This window comes from Stenotrophomonas sp. SMYL89, assembly GCF_036319985.1.
GTDB lineage: Bacteria > Pseudomonadota > Gammaproteobacteria > Xanthomonadales > Xanthomonadaceae > Stenotrophomonas > Stenotrophomonas maltophilia_Q.
This window is the reverse complement of record NZ_JAWIRW010000021.1, coordinates 26,714-43,283: the sequence shown is the minus strand read 5'-3', so window position 1 is coordinate 43,283 and position 16,570 is coordinate 26,714. Positions and strand designations below refer to the sequence as shown.

Here is a 16,570-nt window from a genome sequence, read left to right as displayed (position 1 = left end):
CGCGCCATGGGCCAGAATGTTATTCCTTTTGGTTCTAAGGCGCCCGTGACGGTGATTGAGCCGAGGTCAGAGCCCCTGCGGGGATCCGGCCCCGGGGTCGGATCCCCGCAGGGGCTCTGACCCCATTCCCCGGCCGACCCAGCTCAGGGATGATCAAGCGGCTTCGGCGGTTCCTGCCGGTTCACCCGCTCGCGGTGCAGCAGGTACAGCCCCGACGCCACGATGATCGCCGCACCCACCCAGGTATAGCCGTCCGGCAGCTGGCCCCAGAAGGCCAGGTCCCAACCGATCACCCAGACCAGGCCGCTGTACTCCAACGGCGCGATCATCGACGCCTCGCCCAGCTGGAAGGCCTTGGTCAGGGCGATCTGGCCCAGTGCCCCGGCCAGGCCCATGCCGGCGATGAGCGGCGCATGTGCCAGCTGCAGCGGTACCCAGCCGGGAAGGGCCAGCAGGCCCGCGCCGATCGCCATGATCACCAGGAACCAGACCACCATCGACTGCGAAGTATCGGTGCGGGTCAGCAGGCTGACCGTGATCGCAGCCACGGCATAGGCGGTGGCCGCGGCGAGCACCATCAGCCCCGGCACCGAGATGAAGCCATCCACGCCCGGCCGCAGCACCACCAGCACGCCAACCAGGCCGATGCCGATGGCCACCCAGCGCCGCGGCCCGACCCGTTCACCGAGCAGCGGTACCGAGAGTGCAGCGATCAGCAGCGGCGCAACGAAATAGATGGTGTAGGCGGTGGACAGCGGCAGGTCGCGCAGGGCGAACACGAAGCACCCGATCATCGCCATGCCCAGCGCGCCACGCAGCAGGTGCAGGCCCCAGCGCCGCGGCACCAGCGAGCGCGGGCCGGCACTGACCAGCACCCACACCAGCACGAACGGCAACGAGGCCGCGCCGCGCAGGAAGGTCACTTCCAGGGTGGGGTAGCTGGCCGACAGCTGCTTCATGCCAGCGTCCATCAGCGAAAAACAGGCGACCGCAGCGACCATCCAGGCCACCGCACGCGAGGGGGAGCGTTGCACGTTCATGCCCCATTATCGCCGACCGCGCGCCCCGCCGGGCGCCGGGCATGGGCGCCGCGATAGAATGGCCGCCACTGAATTCCGCGGAGCCACGCCCATGCCTTCCTTCGACGTCGTGTCCGAAGTCGACACCCACGAGCTGACCAACGCCATCGACCAAGCCAACCGCGAACTGGCCACCCGCTTCGACTTCAAGGGCGTGGATGCCAAGTTCGAACGCGATGGCGACGTGATCAATCAGTTCGCGCCGACCGAATTCCAGCTCAAGCAGATGAACGACATCCTGCGTGCACGCCTGGCCGCGCGCGGCATCGATGTGCTCAGCCTGGAGTTCGGCGACATCGAGACCAACCTGGCCCAGGCCCGGCAGAAGATCACCGTCAAGCAGGGCATCGAGCAGAAGATCGCCAAGAAGATCGCCGCCGCGCTGAAGGAAGCGAAGCTGAAGGTGGAGAGCCAGATCAACGGCGACAAGCTGCGCGTGCAGGGCAAGAAGCGCGATGACCTGCAGGATGCCATCGCCGTGCTCAAGGCCGGCAAGTTCGAGCTGCCGCTGCAGTTCAACAATTTCCGCGATTGATCTGCCCGCCGGGCATGGCCCGGCGGACTGCAACGTCAACCGCGCAGCAGCTTGTACAGCGTGGTGCGCGAGATACCCAGCTGGCGCGCGGCCAGGCTCAGATTGCCATCCGCCGCCTGCGCGGCACGGCGCGCCGCTTCACGCTGCTGATCACGCAACAGCGGTGCATCCATCGTCGCCGCTGAAGGCCGTTGCGCGCTGCGGCCAGCGACCTTGCGCGGCGCCTGCAGGTGCTGCAGGTAAACCGCACTGCCCTCGCCCACCCGCACCCGATGCGGCGCCCCGGGTTGCAGCAGGCGCCGCCGCTGCGCGGCACTGGCGCCGGCAAACACGCTTTCCAGGTTCAACAACGGCAACGGTCCCCGACGCGGCAGGCCCAGCAGGCGCCGCGCAACACGGTTGGCCGCGCGCAGCTGGCCATCCTCCTGCACCGCCAGCAACCCCTGCAATGGTGACGCCAACCAGCGCGGATCGTGCTGCAGCGCCAACAGATGCACGTCGGCAAGCGCTTGGAACAGCCGGTTCTCGCTGGCCAGCGCGGCCTGCCGAAAATAGCCCTGCAACAACGATGGATCACGCTCACCCAGGCCGGTGATGTCGATCACCCCGCATACCTGCCCATCGAGATCGTGCAGTGGCTCGCTGAGGCAGAACACCGGGGCGAAGCGCTGCAGGTAGTGTTCATTGCCCCGTACCAGCGCAGGCAGGTCGTCGGCCAGGCTGACCGCCGGCGCCGTGGTGCCGATCTCGCCCTCGCCCAGCCTCCGCCCAACCTGGATCGGACGCAGCAGCGGTGCATCTTCCAGGCCATGGGCCTGCTGCGCGATCACCATGCCCTCACGGTTGGCACAGAACATCGTCCAGCCACGCCCGCCAAAGGCAGCCCACAGCTGTTCCAGCTCCGGCCGCACGCAGCGCGCGAGCCGACGGTCGCCGGAATCGGAAAGATGCCGGCCGTCACCCAGCAACGGACGATAGTCCGGCTCCTGCCCGGGCAGCAGGCCCGCCGCGCGCGAACGCAGCCATGACTGCTGCAGCGGCAGCGGCAACACGCCCAATGAACGCGCATCGCCCTCGGCGAAGGCGGCGCGTGCCGCCACCAACTGCTGTTGCCCGACTGTCGTGGCCATCATGAAGGCAGCGTACACCCGTCGGCGGCAACGCCACGTTACGTTCCGACAACGGAATGTTTCCGCCAGCGGGTCAAACAAGGGGTCAGAGCCGTTTTCCTTTGGAAAACGGATCCGACCCCGTGCCGACCAACAGCAGCGGGAACCTGTCGAAGGCGGGGTGGGCCCGGTTGCGGGGCGTGAGCGCCATGGATGGCGCGACCGAGCTTACATGGACGTACTTGCAGCGCCCCCCGCAACCGGAGCCACCCCGCCATCCCACGGAATGCCCGCTTTTGCCATTGCCGTGGACGTTGCTTCGGCGGGTGCAGGGCGCAGCCCTGCAACCCCACCCTCTGCTCAGGCCGCGATGCGCAGGATCGGCTTGAGCGTGATTCCCTTCGTACTGTCCTCCGCCGCCTGGTTGATCTGTTCCAGCGGGTAGAACCTCACAAGCTTGTCGAACGGGAAGCGGCCCTGCTGGAACAGCGTCACCAGCTGTGGAATGAACACCTGCGGCACGCTGTCGCCTTCCACGATGCCGCGGATGCTGCGGCCACCGAGCAGCAGGTTGTTCACATCGAAGCTGGCGGTGGTACCCAGCTTCGGTGCCCCCACCACGCCCATCATCCCCAAGCCACCCAGTGCCTCGATACCGGCCGACAGCACTTCCGGGCGACCGGTCGATTCCAGTGCGAAATCAGCACCACCGCCAGTGATCGCGCGCACGGCCTCGACCACATCGGTCTCGCGGCTGTTGACCACGTGGGTGGCACCCAGTTCCAGCGCCAGCTCAAGACGCGAGGGCACCACGTCGATGGCGATGATGGTGGTGGCGCCGGCCACCTTGGCCGCCATCACCGCGCTCAGGCCCACAGCACCGGCGCCGTAGCTGGCGAAGCTGCTGCCCGAACGCACCTGCAGCGAATTGAGGACCGCACCGGCACCGGTCTGGATGCCGCAGCCCAGCGGGCCCAGCAGTTCCAGCGGCGCGTCGTCGGGCACCTTGATCGCGTTGATCTCGCGCGCGATGGCGAAGGTGGCAAACGAAGACTGCGCGAAGAAATGGTCGTGCAGCGGCTGGCCCTGCGCATCGGTGATCGCGGTATGGCCGTGGCCATCATCGCCACCGAAGTTCAGCGCAAAGAAGTCCTTGCAGTAGGCACCATGACCGCCCCGGCACGGGTTGCAGTGGCCGCAGGCGCCGTAGGTCAGCACCACGTGGTCGCCCACCTTGAGGTCGCGCACGTTGGGGCCAACCGCTTCCACGATGCCGGCACCTTCGTGGCCGAGCACCGCAGGCAAAGGCACCGGGTAGTACTGATCGCGCACGATCAGATCGGTGTGGCACAGGCCGGTCGCCACCACCTTCACCAATACCTCGTCGTCCTGCGGGCCGCGCAGCCGGGCCTGCTCGATGACGAAGGGCTGTTCCTTGCCGCGTACCACGGCCGCAGTTATCTCGCGTGTTGTCGTGTTGCTGCTCATCGCAATGCTCCTTCGATCAGATCGGGTAGGCGGGCGCTTCGCCCTTGACGGTCAACCACTGCCACTGGGTGAACTCTTCTCCGTTGGCGGGGCCACCGATACTGGTGCCGTTGCCGGATGCACCGACGCCGCCGAAGGGATTGATCACGTCGTCGTTCACGGTCTGGTCGTTGATATGCAGCAGGCCGGTGCGCAGGCGCTCGCCGAGCTTCAACGCGCGCCCGACGTTGCTGGAGACGATGGCCATCGACAGGCCGTACTCGCTGTCGTTGGCCAGGCGCACGGCATCGTCGTCATCGTCGAACGGCACCACCACCGCCACTGGCGCGAAGATCTCTTCGTTGAAGGCTGGATTGTCGGCAGAGACGTTGCCAAGCACGGTCGGCGCGAAGAACAGATCGCGGTGCGTACCGCCGGCCTCCAGCGAGGCACCGGCCTGCAGCGCCTGCTCGACCACGCGCGCGGCGTGATCACGCTGGCCAGCATTGATCAGCGGACCGATGGCCACCTCTTCGCGTGCCGGATCTCCCACCTTCAGCGAATTGGCCTTGGCCACCAGCTTCTGCAGGAACGCATCATGGATCTTCCGATGCACCAGCACGCGGCCGGTCGCCATGCAGATCTGTCCCTGATGCAGGTAGACGCCCCACGCGGTGTTGGCCACCGCCAGGTCGAGGTCGGCATCATCGAGAATGATCAGCGAGTTCTTGCCGCCCAGCTCCAGCGACACCTTTTTCAGGTGCCTGCCCGCCGCTTCACCGACCTTGCGCCCGGCAGCGGTGGAACCGGTGAACTGGATCATCGCCACGTGCGGATCGCTGGTCAGCGCGGCACCGGCCGCGCCATCACCGGGCAGCATGTGCAGCACACCTGCCGGCAGCCCGGCCTGCTCGAACAGGCGTGCGATCACCGCGCCGCCGCACACCGCCGTGCGCGGGTCCGGCTTGAGCACCACCGCGTTGCCCAGCGCGATGGCCGGCGCCACCGCGCGCATGGCCAGGTACAGCGGGAAATTGAAGGGTGAGATGACGCCGACCACGCCCAGTGGCCGACGCCGCGCCAGGTTCAGCCGGCCCGGCTCGGACGGCAGGATCTCGCCGACGCTACGCGAAGGCAGCGCCGCGGCTTCGTGCAATGCTTTGATAGTGACCTTCGCCTCAAAGCCGGCCTTCAGGCGAGTGGAGCCGCTTTCGCGCACCAGCCACTCGACCAGGGTGTCAATGTTCTCTTCGGCCAGGCGTGCCGCTTTGCGCATGACCTCAGCGCGCTGCTCGTAAGGCGCTGACGCCCACGCCTGTTGCGCCTGGGCAGCGGCTGCCGCCGAGCGCGCCACCTGCGCCGGGTCGGCCAGGCCGATCTCGCCGAGGGTGTTGCCGGTGGCCGGCTCGATCACCAGCTGCCGTTGCTCGGCCGCCTGCCAGCGACCATCGAAGAAGGCGCCGGCCCAAAGGGCATCCGGCAGCCACGGGGAAGATGCAGTCATGGGTGTCCTCCTGTGTCGTGCGCCCATTCCACGCCCGCCGTCCGCGGCAGGCAATCGGCCATCCAGCGGCCGCCCGCAAGGGCTTGAACCGGCGGGGATTTCCAGCATGACGACTGTCCAGTTCCTGCACAGTGAACAGCGCGGCGGCGGCACACTGCCTACAATGTCCGCCCCGCCAGCCGACGTGCCCGCCATGACCGACACCCACCTGCCCACCGATGACCCGATCGCCGCCACCCGCCTGTGGCTGGAGCGCATCGTCATCGGCCTGAACCTGTGCCCGTTCGCCAAGGCGGTATACGTGAAGGACCAGGTCCGTTTCGTGCTCAGCGATGCGACCACGCCGGAAGCGCTGGTCGAACAGCTGGCCGAGGAGCTGGTGCTGCTGCGCGATACGCCGGCCGAGCAGATCGATACCACGCTGATCGTGCATCCGCAGGTGCTGACCGACTTCCTCGACTACAACGACTTCCTCGACAACGCCGACGCCGCGATCGAGGCACTGGACCTGCAGGGCATCCTGCAGGTAGCCAGCTTCCATCCGGATTACCAGTTCGAGGGCGTGGCCGCCGACGACGCCAGCAACTACACCAACCGTGCGCCCTTCCCCACCCTGCACCTGCTGCGCGAGGACAGCGTGGCGCGCGCGGTGGACGTCTATCCGGACCCGGACGTGATCGTCGAGCGCAACATCCAGACCCTGGACCGCATCGGCGTGGACGGCTGGCATCGCCGCCTGCGTGGCGACGACCTGTCATGAGCCGCGTTCCGCCGATTGCCGCATGGCCGGCCGCGCCGCTGTCGGGCAAGGTGGTGCTGATCACCGGGGGTGCCAACGGCATCGGCCGCGGCATCGCCCAGGCCGTGCTCGGTGCCGGTGGCCGCGTGCTGATCGGCGACCTGGACGTGGAGGCCGGCGAAGCGTGTCTGGTGGAATGGCAGCGCGGTGATGACGCTGCGTTCCAGCGCCTGGACATCACCGACGAAGGCAGCGTGCGCGCGTTCGTCGCCGAGGCGCTGCGTCGCTTCGGACACATCGACGGGTTGGTCAACAATGCCGGCATCGCGGGGCCGCACGGCACGCGGCTGCAGGACATGGAGTGGGACGAATGGCAACGCCGCCTATCGTCGCTGCATGGCGCCTTCCTGTGCAGCAAGCACGCGCTGTCGGCGCTGTCGGCCAGCGCTGCCGGGGCAATCATCAACATCGCCTCAACCCGCGCCTGGCAATCCGAGGCGCACAGTGAGGCCTATGCGGCCGCCAAGGGTGGGTTGGTCGCCTTCACCCATGCGCTGGCGATCAGCGCCGGCCCGGCGGTGCGGGTGAACAGCATCAGCCCCGGCTGGATCGGCACCACGGCCTGGCAGGCGCCCTCGCGCCGCCACGAGCCCGACTACTCGGCCATCGACCACGCCCAGCATCCGGTCGGCCGGGTCGGCCGCCCTGAAGATATCGGTGCACTGGCGGTGTATCTGCTGTCCTCGCTGTCCGGCTTCAGCACCGGACAGGACTTCGTCGTCGACGGCGGCATGACCCGGAAGATGATCTACGCCGAATGACCCGCCTCATCCACGCATGGCGTGGATCTACTGAAGATCATTGGTAGATCCACGCCATGCGTGGATGGCGGTGAAGTGCCAACCAGGGTTGGCACCTACCAGAGCGGCTTACGCCATGCCCGAATGGCGCAGCAGCGCGTCGATCTGCGGTGCGCGGCCGCGGAAGGCCTTGAAGTTCTCCGCCGCCGGGCGGCTGCCACCCCGCGACAGGATCTCATCGCGGAAGCGTGCACCGGTTTCCGCCAGCGCCTGCGGCGCTTCCTCGAACGCGGCGTAGGCATCGGCACTCAGCACCTCGGCCCACTTGTAGCTGTAGTAGCCCGCCGCATAGCCACCGGCGAAGATATGGTTGAACTGGTGCGGGAAGCGGTTCCAGACCGGCGGATGGTTCACCGCCACTTCCGCGCGCACGCGATCCAGCAATGCCAGCACGCTGTCCTGCGCCGGTTCGAACTGGCTGTGCAGCAGCATGTCGAACAGGCCAAATTCCAGCTGGCGCACGGTGGCCATGCCGCTGTGGAAGTTGCGCGCGGCCAGCATGCGCTCGTACAGCGCGCGCGGCAGCGGCTCGCCACTGTCCACGTGCGCGGTCATCGCCTGCAGGTGATCCCACTCCCAGCAGAAGTTCTCCATGAACTGGCTGGGCAGCTCCACTGCATCCCATTCCACGCCATTGATACCGGCCACGCCCAGTTCGCCGATGCGGGTCAGCAGCTGGTGCAACCCATGGCCCATCTCATGGAACAGCGTGGTCACTTCGTTGTGGCTGAAGGTAGCCGGCTTGCCATTGGCACCACGGCCGAAGTTGCACACCAGGTAGACCAGCGGCGTCTGCACGCTGCCATCGGCGCGCACGCGGCGGTTGCGGCAATCATCCATCCACGCACCACCGCGCTTGCCCTCGCGCGCATAAAGATCCAGATAGAACTGGCCGACCAGCGCACCCTGCGCATCGACCAGGCGGAAGAAGCGCACGTCCTCGTGCCACACCGGGGCGCTGTCCTCCTGCACACGCAGGCCGTACAGCTGCTCGATCACCGAGAACAGGCCGCCCAGTACCTTCGGTTCGGTGAAGTACTGCTTCACGTCCTGCTCGGAATAGCTGTAGCGCGCCTGCTTCAGGCGATCGGCGGCGAAGGCCAGGTCCCAGGCCTGCAACGGCTCGATGCCCAGCTGCTCGCGCGCGAACTGCTCCAGCTCGGCGCGATCCTTGGCCGCGAACGGCTTGGCACGTGCAGCGAGGTCACGCAGGAAGCCGAGTACTTCGGCCGGGTCCTGCGCCATCTTGGTCGCCACCGAATACTCGCCGTATGAACCGAAGCCGAGCAGCGCCGCCAGTTCCGCGCGCAGGGCGAGAATGCGGTCGATATTGCCGCTGTTGTCCAGCGCGTCGTCGCCGAATTCGGAGGCGCGCTGCGCACTGGCGCGATACAGGATCTCGCGCAGGTCACGGTCCTCGCCCCAGGTCTGCACCGGCAGGTAGCACGGCATCTGCAGGGTCAGTTTCCAACCTGCTTTCCCCTCCTTTTCTGCCGCAGCGTGCGCGGCGGCCTTCACGTCATCGGGCAGGCCGGCCAGGCGCGCTTCGTCCTCGATGATCAGCGACCACGCATCGGTAGCGTCCAGCACGTTCTGCGAGAACTTCGCCGACAGCGCCGACAGTTCCTCCTTGATCGCGGCGAAGCGCTGCTGGGCCTCCGGCGCCAGTTCGGCGCCCCCCAGGCGGAAATCGCGCAGGGTGTTGTCCAGCACCTTGTGCTGGGCCTCATCGAAGGTCGCCGCCTCGGGGCTGCCGGCCAGCGCCTGGTACTGGCGATACAGCGCCAGGTTCTGGCCCAGTGCACTGGCAAAGCGGGTCACCCGCGGCAGGTTGCTGTTGTAGGCCTCGCGCAGTTCCGGCGTGTTGACCACGCCCTGCAGGTGGCCGACCAGGCCCCAGGCACGCCACAGACGCTCGGTGGCATCGTCCAGCGGGGCCACGAAGGTCTGCCAGGTGACCGGCTGCACCTGCTCGGCGACGCCGACAGCGGCTTCCGCCTCGGCCAGCAGCACGTCCAGCGCCGGCGCCACGTGCTCCGGACGGACCGCCTCGAAACGCGGCAGGCCGGAAAAATCGAGCAGGGGGTTGGCAACGGTCACGGCAGGTCTCCAGGGTACGGGCCCGGCGGGCGGGCAGTTCTGTAGATATGGCGCTGGCAGGCGTGGCTGACAAGGGGGCACGGCCCGGCATTCACATCGGCCTTACGGCCACGCACCGAAGCTCTGAGTGCGGGGGAGTCCGCAGCGGTACGCACCGAACGAGGCCCCACATGGAAGGTCTGGCTGCAGTTGCATCCGCCTCACCGGCCCGGTCACTGGCATTGTCCGCCAGCCCGGCCGAACTGACCTGGATCGCCGCATTGTGCGATGCCGGCGACGACGCCCCGCGCCACCTGCAGCAATTGCAGACGGTGCTGCAGCAGGGCGGCACGTTCAGCGATGCCCAGGAGTGGTACCCGTTCGAAGTGATCGAACGCGGCGCCAGCCAGCTGCGGCTGGGCCATGAGCGCGAGTTCGTGATCTGCGTGCTGCTGTGGCTGCAGGCGTTGGCGCAGGGCCGCGCCAGCACGCTGGACCCGAGCCTGCATCTTGATGACCGCGCGATGGACATCGAGGCGCTGCCCGATGCCCTGCGTGATGCGGTGCTGGATGCGTTCACCGCAGCGGGGTATTGAGACGCCATCGTGATCGCCGGGCGTGGCCCGGCGACAACATCGACCGTCCTACAGCGCTTCCAGGCTGCACCACGGCAACGCCGGCAGTCCCTGCCCGGCCACCGCCGCCGCCAGCTGCGCGTCGGCGCCGTCGACATCGATGCCCTGGCGCGCGTACCACGACGGGTCGTAATAGCTCTGCGCGTAGCGCTCGCCGCTGTCGCACAGGATGCTGACGATACTGCCCTGATGGCCCGCCTCGCGCATCCATTGTGCGGCCTGCAGCACGCCGATGAAGTTGGTGCCGGTGGAGCCACCGACGCGGCGGCCCAGCTGGCGGCTGACATGGCGCATCGCGGCCAGGCTCAGCGCATCGGGCACCTTCACCATCGCATCGACGCTGGTCGGGATGAAGCTCGGCTCCACCCGCGGCCGGCCAATGCCTTCCACGCGCGAGCCACCGCTGCAGGTCAGGCCACGCCAATCCTGCTCACCGGCCACGGCGGCCTGGTAACCGTCGAAGAACACCGACACTTCCGGGTCCGCGCACAGGATGCGGGTGTCATGCCGGCGGTAGCTGACATAGCGGCCCAGCGTGGCGGCGGTACCGCCGGTGCCGGGGCTGCACACGATCCATTCCGGAACCGGGCTGGGCTCTTCGGCCATCTGCTTGAAGATGGATTCGGCAATGTTGTTGTTGGCGCGCCAGTCGGTCGCACGTTCGGCGTAGGTGAACTGGTCCATGAAGTGGCCGCCGGTTTCACGGGCCAGCTTTTCCGAATCGCAGTTGAGATCGCAGGCACGCTCGACCAGATGGCAGCGGCCACCGTGGAATTCGATTGCCGCGATCTTCTCCGGCGAGGTCGTGGCCGGGATCACCGCAATGAACGGCAAACCAAGCAGGCGCGCGAAATAGGCCTCGGAGACCGCGGTCGAGCCGCTGGATGCTTCGATCACCGGGCGCCCTTCGCGTAACCAGCCATTGGTCAACGCATACAGGAACAGCGAGCGCGCCAGCCGGTGCTTCAGGCTGCCGGTGGGATGGCTCGATTCATCCTTCAGGTACAGGTCGATGCCCTCGAACCCGGGCAGCGCCAACGGGATCAGGTGGGTATCGGCGGAACGGTTGAAATCGGCTTCGATCTTGCGGATGGCGGCGGCCACCCATTCACGCTGCGACATGGCGGGCAATCGTTGTCAGGACGGAACGGTGCGATCCGGCCATTGTACGTCGCAGTGCCGTCAGGTGCTGGCCGGTAGAATGGCCCCATCCGGCCGGCAACGGCCCTGCCTGAAGGACCTCCCCCATGACCATTCCCGCCCTGCGCGATGTTCCCGGCGTCGCCGCCCAGGCCCCGGCCGAAACCACCGGCTTCGTGTTCAACCACACCATGCTGCGGGTGAAGGACATTACCGCCTCGCTGGACTTCTACACCCGCGTGCTCGGCTACCAGCTGATCGACAAGCGCGACTTCCCGGAGGCCCAGTTCAGCCTGTACTTCCTGGCCTACGTGCCCGCCGGCGTCATGGTGCCGGAAGATGACAACGCCCGCCGCCTGTGGATGGCCGGCCTGCCGGGCGTGCTGGAACTGACCCACAACCACGGCACTGAGAGCCAGGACGGCGCGGTCTACCACGACGGCAACAGCGACCCGCGCGGCTTCGGCCACATCTGCGTGTCGGTGCCGGACATCGAGGCCGCCTGCCAGCGCTTCGAGGATCTGGGCGTGACCTTCCAGAAGCGCCTGACCGACGGCCGCATGAAGAACCTGGCCTTCATCAAGGACCCGGACGGCTACTGGGTCGAGATCATCGCCAACGCCTGACCCGGAAAGGGGCACAATTCCGGTAGCGCCAGGCCATGCCCGGCGCTACCGACTCCGTCCCCTTTTTTGCGAGGTTCGTATGGAAACGATGGAACTTCACCGTGGCCGCCTGATCGACCACATCCAGCTGGTAGTGCGCGACCTGGCGGCCAGCCGCCGCTTCTACCAGGCGGTGTTCGACACCATCGGCATCCCGGTGGCCGGTGAAGGCGAGGACTACTTCTGGGCCGACGAGCTGTTCGTTTCCAGCGCCAGCAGCGAGGCCGCCGCTGGCCAGCTGACCGGACGCCACCACCTGGCATTCCAGGCCCGCGACACCGCCACTGTCGATGCCTTCCACAGCGCCGCCATTGCCGCCGGCGGTACCGACAACGGCGCGCCCGGCGAACGCCCCTACCACCCGGGCTATTACGGTGCGTTCGTGCTCGATCCCGATGGCAACAACATTGAAGTGGTCTACCACGGCCCGGCCAACTACAGCGCCGACTCGGTGAAGGTCACTTTCTGATTTCACCGATGCCGTAAACGAAGAAGCCGGGCAATGCCCGGCTTCTCTGCTTCCGACGGTGTGGCCCTCAGTGGGCGGCCATGTAGATGTCCTGCAGCACGGCCTTTTCAAGCTCCAGCTCGCCCAGCAGGTTCTTCACGATGTCGCCCAGGCTGAGGATGCCAACCAGGCGGGTGCCTTCGGTGACCATCAGATGACGGCGCCGCGAGTACGTCATCAACGACATGGCCTGCTTCAGGGTGGCCTCCGGGGCGATGCCTTCCAGGCCGGTGGACGGCAGGCTGGAAATCACCCGGCGGCCGGCCTGCGGGCCGTCGTCGGCCAGGGTGCGCACGATGTCCTTTTCGGAAATGATGCCGACCGGGGCATCGTCCTTCATCACCACCAGCGCAGCGATCCTGTTCGCGCTCATCTTGTGGGCGGCGGCACCGATGGTGTCTTCGGCGTCGATGGTGATGACAGCTTCTTTCTTGGATTGCAGGAGTTCGCGGACGTTCATTCTTGTTTCCTGGTGCAGGTCACTGAAGTCAAAAAAGTGTGCTCTTCCGATACGCCCCCTCCCCGGGAACAGACCTTACAGCGCACGTCTGGCGCACCCGGCTGCCGGTGGAATGCATCGACAGGCGACGTGCTGCAACGCGAACGAGGCGGGTTCAACAGCACAGCCCGTATCTCGGTCAAATCGATTCTACGACTGCGTCCCTCGGTCACTATCGGCATCGATGGGACAGTTCGTCGTGGGAACCAACCGACGATCCAGAGAATGGCACCGTGGCTGAAACCGCCGCTGAATACTGGCGATGCCGCGCGTTAAAGATTGATTGATGGCTGCCGACGGCGGACAGAACACCCTGAGGCTGTCCCACTTCGCACGGACGCCGGCACAAACGAAAGGGGCCACTGGGGCCCCTTTCGCTTGCAGCATCCAACCGAGCCGACGGGTTTACTCCACTGTCACGCTCTTGGCCAGGTTGCGCGGCTTGTCCACGTCGGTGCCACGTGCCAGCGCGGTGTGGTACGCCAGCAACTGCACCGGAATGGTATGCACGATCGGGCTGAGCACGCCGGCATGGCGCGGCGTACGAATCACGTGCACGCCTTCGGACGCGTTGAAGTTGCTGTCCTGGTCGGCGAACACGAACAGTTCACCGCCACGCGCACGCACTTCCTGCATGTTCGACTTCACCTTTTCCAGCAGGCTGTCGTTCGGCGCGATCACCACCACCGGCATGTCCTCGTCCACCAGCGCCAGCGGACCATGCTTCAGCTCGCCCGCCGGGTAGGCCTCGGCGTGGATGTAGGAGATTTCCTTGAGCTTGAGCGCGCCTTCCAGCGCGATCGGGTAGTGCAGGCCGCGGCCCAGGAACAGCGCGCTGCTCTTGCGCGCGAAGCGCTCGGCCCACGCAGCAATCTGCGGCTCCATGTTCAACGCGTGCTGCACGCTGCCCGGCAGGAAGCGCAGCTGCTCCAGGTAGTCCGCTTCCTGTGCCGCGTCGATGCGGCCATGCAGCTTGCCCAGCACCACGGTCAGCTGGAACAGTGCCGCCAGCTGGGTGGTGAAGGCCTTGGTCGATGCCACGCCGATCTCGGCACCGGCACGGGTGTAACAGACCAGTTCGCTGGCACGCGGGATCGCGCTTTCCGGCACGTTGCAGATCGACAGCGTGTGCTTGTGGCCCAGCGACTTGGCGTACTTCAGCGCTTCCATCGTATCCAGCGTTTCGCCGGACTGGGAAATGGTCACGATCAGGTGCTTCGGATTCGCGTAGGCGGCGCGGTAGCGGTACTCGCTGGCGATCTCCACGCTGCACGGCAGGCCGGCGATGGCCTCGACCCAGTAGCGTGCAGTCAGGCCGGCGTAGTAGCTGGTACCGCAGGCGATGATCTGCACGCCCTCGATGCCCGACAACACGGCTTCGGCGTTCTTGCCGAACAGCTCGGCCGGGAAACCACCGGCATCGATCGCCGCCTCGATGGTGTCGCCCAGGGCGCGCGGCTGCTCGTGGATTTCCTTCTGCATGAAGTGGCGGTACGGGCCCAGCTCCAGCGATGCCAGCGATACGTCGGACAGATGCACGTCGCGCTCGACCGGCTGGTCGTGCTCGTCGAAGATGCGCACGCCATCGCGGCGGATTTCGGCGGTATCGCCTTCCTCCAGGAAAATCACCTTGCGGGTGGCCGAGATCACCGCCGAGACATCCGAAGCGACGAAGTTCTCGCCCTCGCCCAGGCCGATCAGCAGCGGGCAGCCCATGCGCGCACAGACGAAGCGCTCCGGCTCGGCGCGGCTGACCACGGCCAGCGCGTAGGCACCGGTCAGTTCCTTCACCGTGTGCTGCAGCGCCACCAGCAGGTCGTCGCCGCTCTTCAGGTGATGGTGGATCAGGTGCGCGATGACTTCGGTATCGGTCTGCGACTCGAACGTGTAGCCCAGGGCGCGCAGCTTCTCGCGTTGCTCTTCATGGTTCTCGATGATGCCGTTGTGCACCAGCGCCACGCCCTGGCTGATGTGCGGATGCGCATTGGCCTCGGTGACACCGCCGTGGGTGGCCCAGCGGGTGTGACCGATGCCCAGCACCGCGTTGAAGCCCTCGGCCTCGGCCGCGGTGGCCATTTCCGACACGCGACCGGTACGACGCACGCGACGCACCTCCGACCGCTCGGCATGGTCGATCACCGCGATACCCGAGGAATCGTAACCACGGTACTCAAGGCGCTTCAGACCCTCGATCAGCACCGGCACTACGTCGCGATCAGCGATCGCACCCACGATTCCACACATGTCACGCGTTTCCTTGAAGACGATCGTCGCATTCTAGCCTGCGTGTCCGGCTTCCCCCTCCTGTCCGCTTAATGAAAGTGTCCGGAAAGGTGTCCGCGGACACCCGGACACTTCAGACACCCACCCAACTCATTGATGGAGAAGGAAATAAAGTTGGCACGCTACGTGCTTGGTACTGGCTACCACCGTCAGGCACGCACCCGATGATCCGCGACACTTCCGCCCAGGACCAGATCGTTTCCTCCGCCCCGGCCAGCGCCCCGCGCGCCAACTGGCACCGTTACCGTTGGCCGGCGCTGGGCACGATCGCCCTGCTCGCCGGCATCGGCTGGGCCGTGCACGCCTGGTCCAACGCCAGCCGCTCCTTCGACAGCAGCCGCGTGCGCATCGCCGAAGTGAAACGTGGCGACCTGGTGCGCGACATCGCCGCCGACGGCCGCGTGATCGCCGCCAACAGCCCGATCCTGTATGCCATCTCGGCCGGCACCGTGGACCTGAAGGTGGTCGCCGGCGATGTGGTGAAGAAGGGGCAGGAGCTGGCGATCATCGACAGCCCCGAACTGCGCAGCAAGCTGGCCCAGGAACAGGCCACCCTGGCCGGCCTGGAAGCCGAGGCCAGCCGTGCCGCGCTGGACGCCACCCTGGCCCGCGCCAAGTCGCGCAAGGAAACCGACCAGGCCACCATCGAACGGCAGGCCGCCGACCGCGACCTGCAGCGCTACCAGCGCGGCTACGACGGCGGTGCGGTGCCGCAGATCGACCTGGCCAAGGCCAAGGACTCGCTGAAGAAGGCCGACATCACCCTGGCCAACGCCACCACCGATGCACGCCTGCAGAGCCAGGGCGCCGACCTGGATGCCCGCAACAAGCGTCTGCTGGCCGATCGCCAGAAGGCGGTGGTGGCCGAAGTGCAGCGCCAGGTCGACGCGCTGACGCTGCGTGCCCCCTTCGATGGCCAGGTCGGCCAGGTGCAGGCGGTGCAGTCCACCAACCTGGCCGCCAACGCACCGGTGCTGGGCGTGGTCGACCTGTCCAAGTTCGAAGTCGAGATCAAGGTGCCGGAGAGTTTCGCCCGCGACCTGGCGATCGGCATGCCGGCGCAGCTGACCGGTGGCAACGGCCAGCCGTTCCCGGGCGAAATCAGCGCAGTGTCGCCGGAAGTGGTCAACGGTGAGGTAAACGCCCGCGTGCGCTTTGCCAGCGCGCAGCCGGAAGGCCTGCGCCAGAGCCAGCGGATGTCGGTGCGCGTGCTGCTCGATACCCGCAGGAACGTGCTGAAGGTCGAGCGCGGCCCGTTCGTCGAACAGGGCAATGGCATGGCCTACGTGATGGATGGCCGCACCGCCGTGCGCCGTCCGGTGGAACTGGGCGTCAGCAGCCTGGGCGAAGTGGAAATCAAGTCGGGTGTGCAACCGGGCGACCGCATCGTGGTCTCCGGCAGCGACCTGTTCAAGGACGCCGAGCGCGTCTCCGTCAACTGATACCTGATACCTGAATCCTGGAGAGA

General features: G+C 66.8%; 15 protein-coding genes. 7 read left to right on the top strand and 8 right to left on the bottom strand.

Annotated features, from left to right (window positions below):
• Positions 1-143: 143 nt before the first annotated feature.
• Positions 144-1,040, bottom strand: a complete 897-nt coding sequence (locus V3B41_RS18350; RefSeq protein WP_008268196.1) for a DMT family transporter — start codon at positions 1,038-1,040, stop codon at positions 144-146.
• Positions 1,041-1,131: 91 nt separating this feature from the next.
• On the opposite strand from V3B41_RS18350, the gene V3B41_RS18345 reads away from it, so the two are divergent.
• Complete coding sequence (locus V3B41_RS18345) at positions 1,132-1,614, top strand: YajQ family cyclic di-GMP-binding protein (RefSeq protein WP_005419468.1); 483 nt, start codon at positions 1,132-1,134, stop codon at positions 1,612-1,614.
• A gap of 35 nt (positions 1,615-1,649) precedes the next feature.
• Here V3B41_RS18345 and V3B41_RS18340 read toward each other — a convergent pair whose 3' ends face one another.
• The 3 genes from V3B41_RS18340 to V3B41_RS18330 form a co-directional block, all read right to left on the bottom strand.
• On the bottom strand, positions 1,650-2,744 hold the full coding sequence (locus tag V3B41_RS18340; protein ID WP_329861764.1) for a helix-turn-helix domain-containing protein: 1,095 nt from the start codon (positions 2,742-2,744) through the stop codon (positions 1,650-1,652).
• Between the two features lie 339 nt (positions 2,745-3,083).
• Positions 3,084-4,211 (bottom strand): NAD(P)-dependent alcohol dehydrogenase, encoded by a 1,128-nt coding sequence (locus V3B41_RS18335; RefSeq protein ID WP_049429250.1) that lies wholly within the window; start codon positions 4,209-4,211, stop codon positions 3,084-3,086.
• Positions 4,212-4,227: 16 nt separating this feature from the next.
• Positions 4,228-5,694: a benzaldehyde dehydrogenase gene (locus V3B41_RS18330; protein ID WP_049429249.1), complete on the bottom strand. Its 1,467-nt coding sequence runs from the start codon at positions 5,692-5,694 to the stop codon at positions 4,228-4,230.
• A gap of 193 nt (positions 5,695-5,887) precedes the next feature.
• On the opposite strand from V3B41_RS18330, the gene V3B41_RS18325 reads away from it, so the two are divergent.
• Together V3B41_RS18325 and V3B41_RS18320 are read left to right on the top strand one after the other, a co-directional pair.
• Positions 5,888-6,454, top strand: coding sequence for a DUF1415 domain-containing protein (locus V3B41_RS18325; protein WP_049429265.1), 567 nt, complete (start codon positions 5,888-5,890; stop codon positions 6,452-6,454).
• A complete protein-coding gene (locus tag V3B41_RS18320; RefSeq protein WP_049429248.1) occupies positions 6,451-7,254 on the top strand; it encodes an SDR family oxidoreductase in 804 nt (267 codons plus the stop codon). Before V3B41_RS18325 ends, V3B41_RS18320 begins: the two co-directional genes overlap by 4 nt.
• A 108-nt stretch (positions 7,255-7,362) precedes the next feature.
• Here the strand turns inward: V3B41_RS18320 and V3B41_RS18315 are convergent, their stop codons facing one another.
• Complete coding sequence (locus tag V3B41_RS18315; RefSeq protein ID WP_049429247.1) at positions 7,363-9,393, bottom strand: M3 family metallopeptidase; 2,031 nt, start codon at positions 9,391-9,393, stop codon at positions 7,363-7,365.
• A gap of 170 nt (positions 9,394-9,563) precedes the next feature.
• Between V3B41_RS18315 and V3B41_RS18310 the strand changes: the two genes are divergently transcribed.
• Positions 9,564-9,968 (top strand): hypothetical protein, encoded by a 405-nt coding sequence (locus tag V3B41_RS18310; RefSeq protein WP_049429246.1) that lies wholly within the window; start codon positions 9,564-9,566, stop codon positions 9,966-9,968.
• A 48-nt stretch (positions 9,969-10,016) separates the two neighbouring features.
• Here V3B41_RS18310 and V3B41_RS18305 read toward each other — a convergent pair whose 3' ends face one another.
• Entirely contained in the window at positions 10,017-11,129 is a 1,113-nt protein-coding gene (locus tag V3B41_RS18305; RefSeq protein WP_049429245.1) for a PLP-dependent cysteine synthase family protein, read from the bottom strand.
• Positions 11,130-11,254: 125 nt separating this feature from the next.
• Here V3B41_RS18305 and gloA point away from each other — a divergent pair, with 125 nt between their 5' ends.
• Positions 11,255-11,773 carry a lactoylglutathione lyase gene (gloA, locus tag V3B41_RS18300; RefSeq protein WP_049429244.1) on the top strand — a complete coding sequence of 173 codons (519 nt, stop codon included), beginning with the start codon at positions 11,255-11,257 and terminating at the stop codon, positions 11,771-11,773.
• 79 nt (positions 11,774-11,852) lie between these two features.
• A complete protein-coding gene (locus V3B41_RS18295) occupies positions 11,853-12,281 on the top strand; it encodes a VOC family protein (protein ID WP_049429243.1) in 429 nt (142 codons plus the stop codon).
• Between the two features lie 67 nt (positions 12,282-12,348).
• Here the strand turns inward: V3B41_RS18295 and V3B41_RS18290 are convergent, their stop codons facing one another.
• Both V3B41_RS18290 and glmS read right to left on the bottom strand, forming a co-directional pair.
• The gene (locus tag V3B41_RS18290) at positions 12,349-12,780 is read right to left on the bottom strand and encodes a CBS domain-containing protein (RefSeq protein ID WP_005411115.1); all 432 of its coding nucleotides are present in this window, start codon (positions 12,778-12,780) and stop codon (positions 12,349-12,351) included.
• 444 nt (positions 12,781-13,224) lie between these two features.
• Positions 13,225-15,063: a glutamine--fructose-6-phosphate transaminase (isomerizing) gene (gene glmS, locus V3B41_RS18285; RefSeq protein ID WP_049429242.1), complete on the bottom strand. Its 1,839-nt coding sequence runs from the start codon at positions 15,061-15,063 to the stop codon at positions 13,225-13,227.
• Positions 15,064-15,266: 203 nt separating this feature from the next.
• Here glmS and V3B41_RS18280 point away from each other — a divergent pair, with 203 nt between their 5' ends.
• Positions 15,267-16,544 carry an efflux RND transporter periplasmic adaptor subunit gene (locus tag V3B41_RS18280; RefSeq protein ID WP_049429241.1) on the top strand — a complete coding sequence of 426 codons (1,278 nt, stop codon included), beginning with the start codon at positions 15,267-15,269 and terminating at the stop codon, positions 16,542-16,544.
• Positions 16,545-16,570: the final 26 nt, after the last annotated feature.

Bases quoted from the DNA above. Each gene is read 5' to 3' on its own strand.
- V3B41_RS18350 (WP_008268196.1), bottom strand. From the start codon at position 1,040: ATGAACGTGCAACGCTCCCCCTCGCGTGCGGTGGCCTGGATGGTCGCT.
- V3B41_RS18345 (WP_005419468.1), top strand. From the start codon at position 1,132: ATGCCTTCCTTCGACGTCGTGTCCGAAGTCGACACCCACGAGCTGACC.
- V3B41_RS18340 (WP_329861764.1), bottom strand. From the start codon at position 2,744: ATGGCCACGACAGTCGGGCAACAGCAGTTGGTGGCGGCACGCGCCGCC.
- V3B41_RS18335 (WP_049429250.1), bottom strand. From the start codon at position 4,211: ATGAGCAGCAACACGACAACACGCGAGATAACTGCGGCCGTGGTACGC.
- V3B41_RS18330 (WP_049429249.1), bottom strand. From the start codon at position 5,694: ATGACTGCATCTTCCCCGTGGCTGCCGGATGCCCTTTGGGCCGGCGCC.
- V3B41_RS18325 (WP_049429265.1), top strand. From the start codon at position 5,888: ATGACCGACACCCACCTGCCCACCGATGACCCGATCGCCGCCACCCGC.
- V3B41_RS18320 (WP_049429248.1), top strand. From the start codon at position 6,451: ATGAGCCGCGTTCCGCCGATTGCCGCATGGCCGGCCGCGCCGCTGTCG.
- V3B41_RS18310 (WP_049429246.1), top strand. From the start codon at position 9,564: ATGGAAGGTCTGGCTGCAGTTGCATCCGCCTCACCGGCCCGGTCACTG.
- V3B41_RS18305 (WP_049429245.1), bottom strand. From the start codon at position 11,129: ATGTCGCAGCGTGAATGGGTGGCCGCCGCCATCCGCAAGATCGAAGCC.
- gloA (WP_049429244.1), top strand. From the start codon at position 11,255: ATGACCATTCCCGCCCTGCGCGATGTTCCCGGCGTCGCCGCCCAGGCC.
- V3B41_RS18295 (WP_049429243.1), top strand. From the start codon at position 11,853: ATGGAAACGATGGAACTTCACCGTGGCCGCCTGATCGACCACATCCAG.
- V3B41_RS18290 (WP_005411115.1), bottom strand. From the start codon at position 12,780: ATGAACGTCCGCGAACTCCTGCAATCCAAGAAAGAAGCTGTCATCACC.
- glmS (WP_049429242.1), bottom strand. From the start codon at position 15,063: ATGTGTGGAATCGTGGGTGCGATCGCTGATCGCGACGTAGTGCCGGTG.
- V3B41_RS18280 (WP_049429241.1), top strand. From the start codon at position 15,267: ATGATCCGCGACACTTCCGCCCAGGACCAGATCGTTTCCTCCGCCCCG.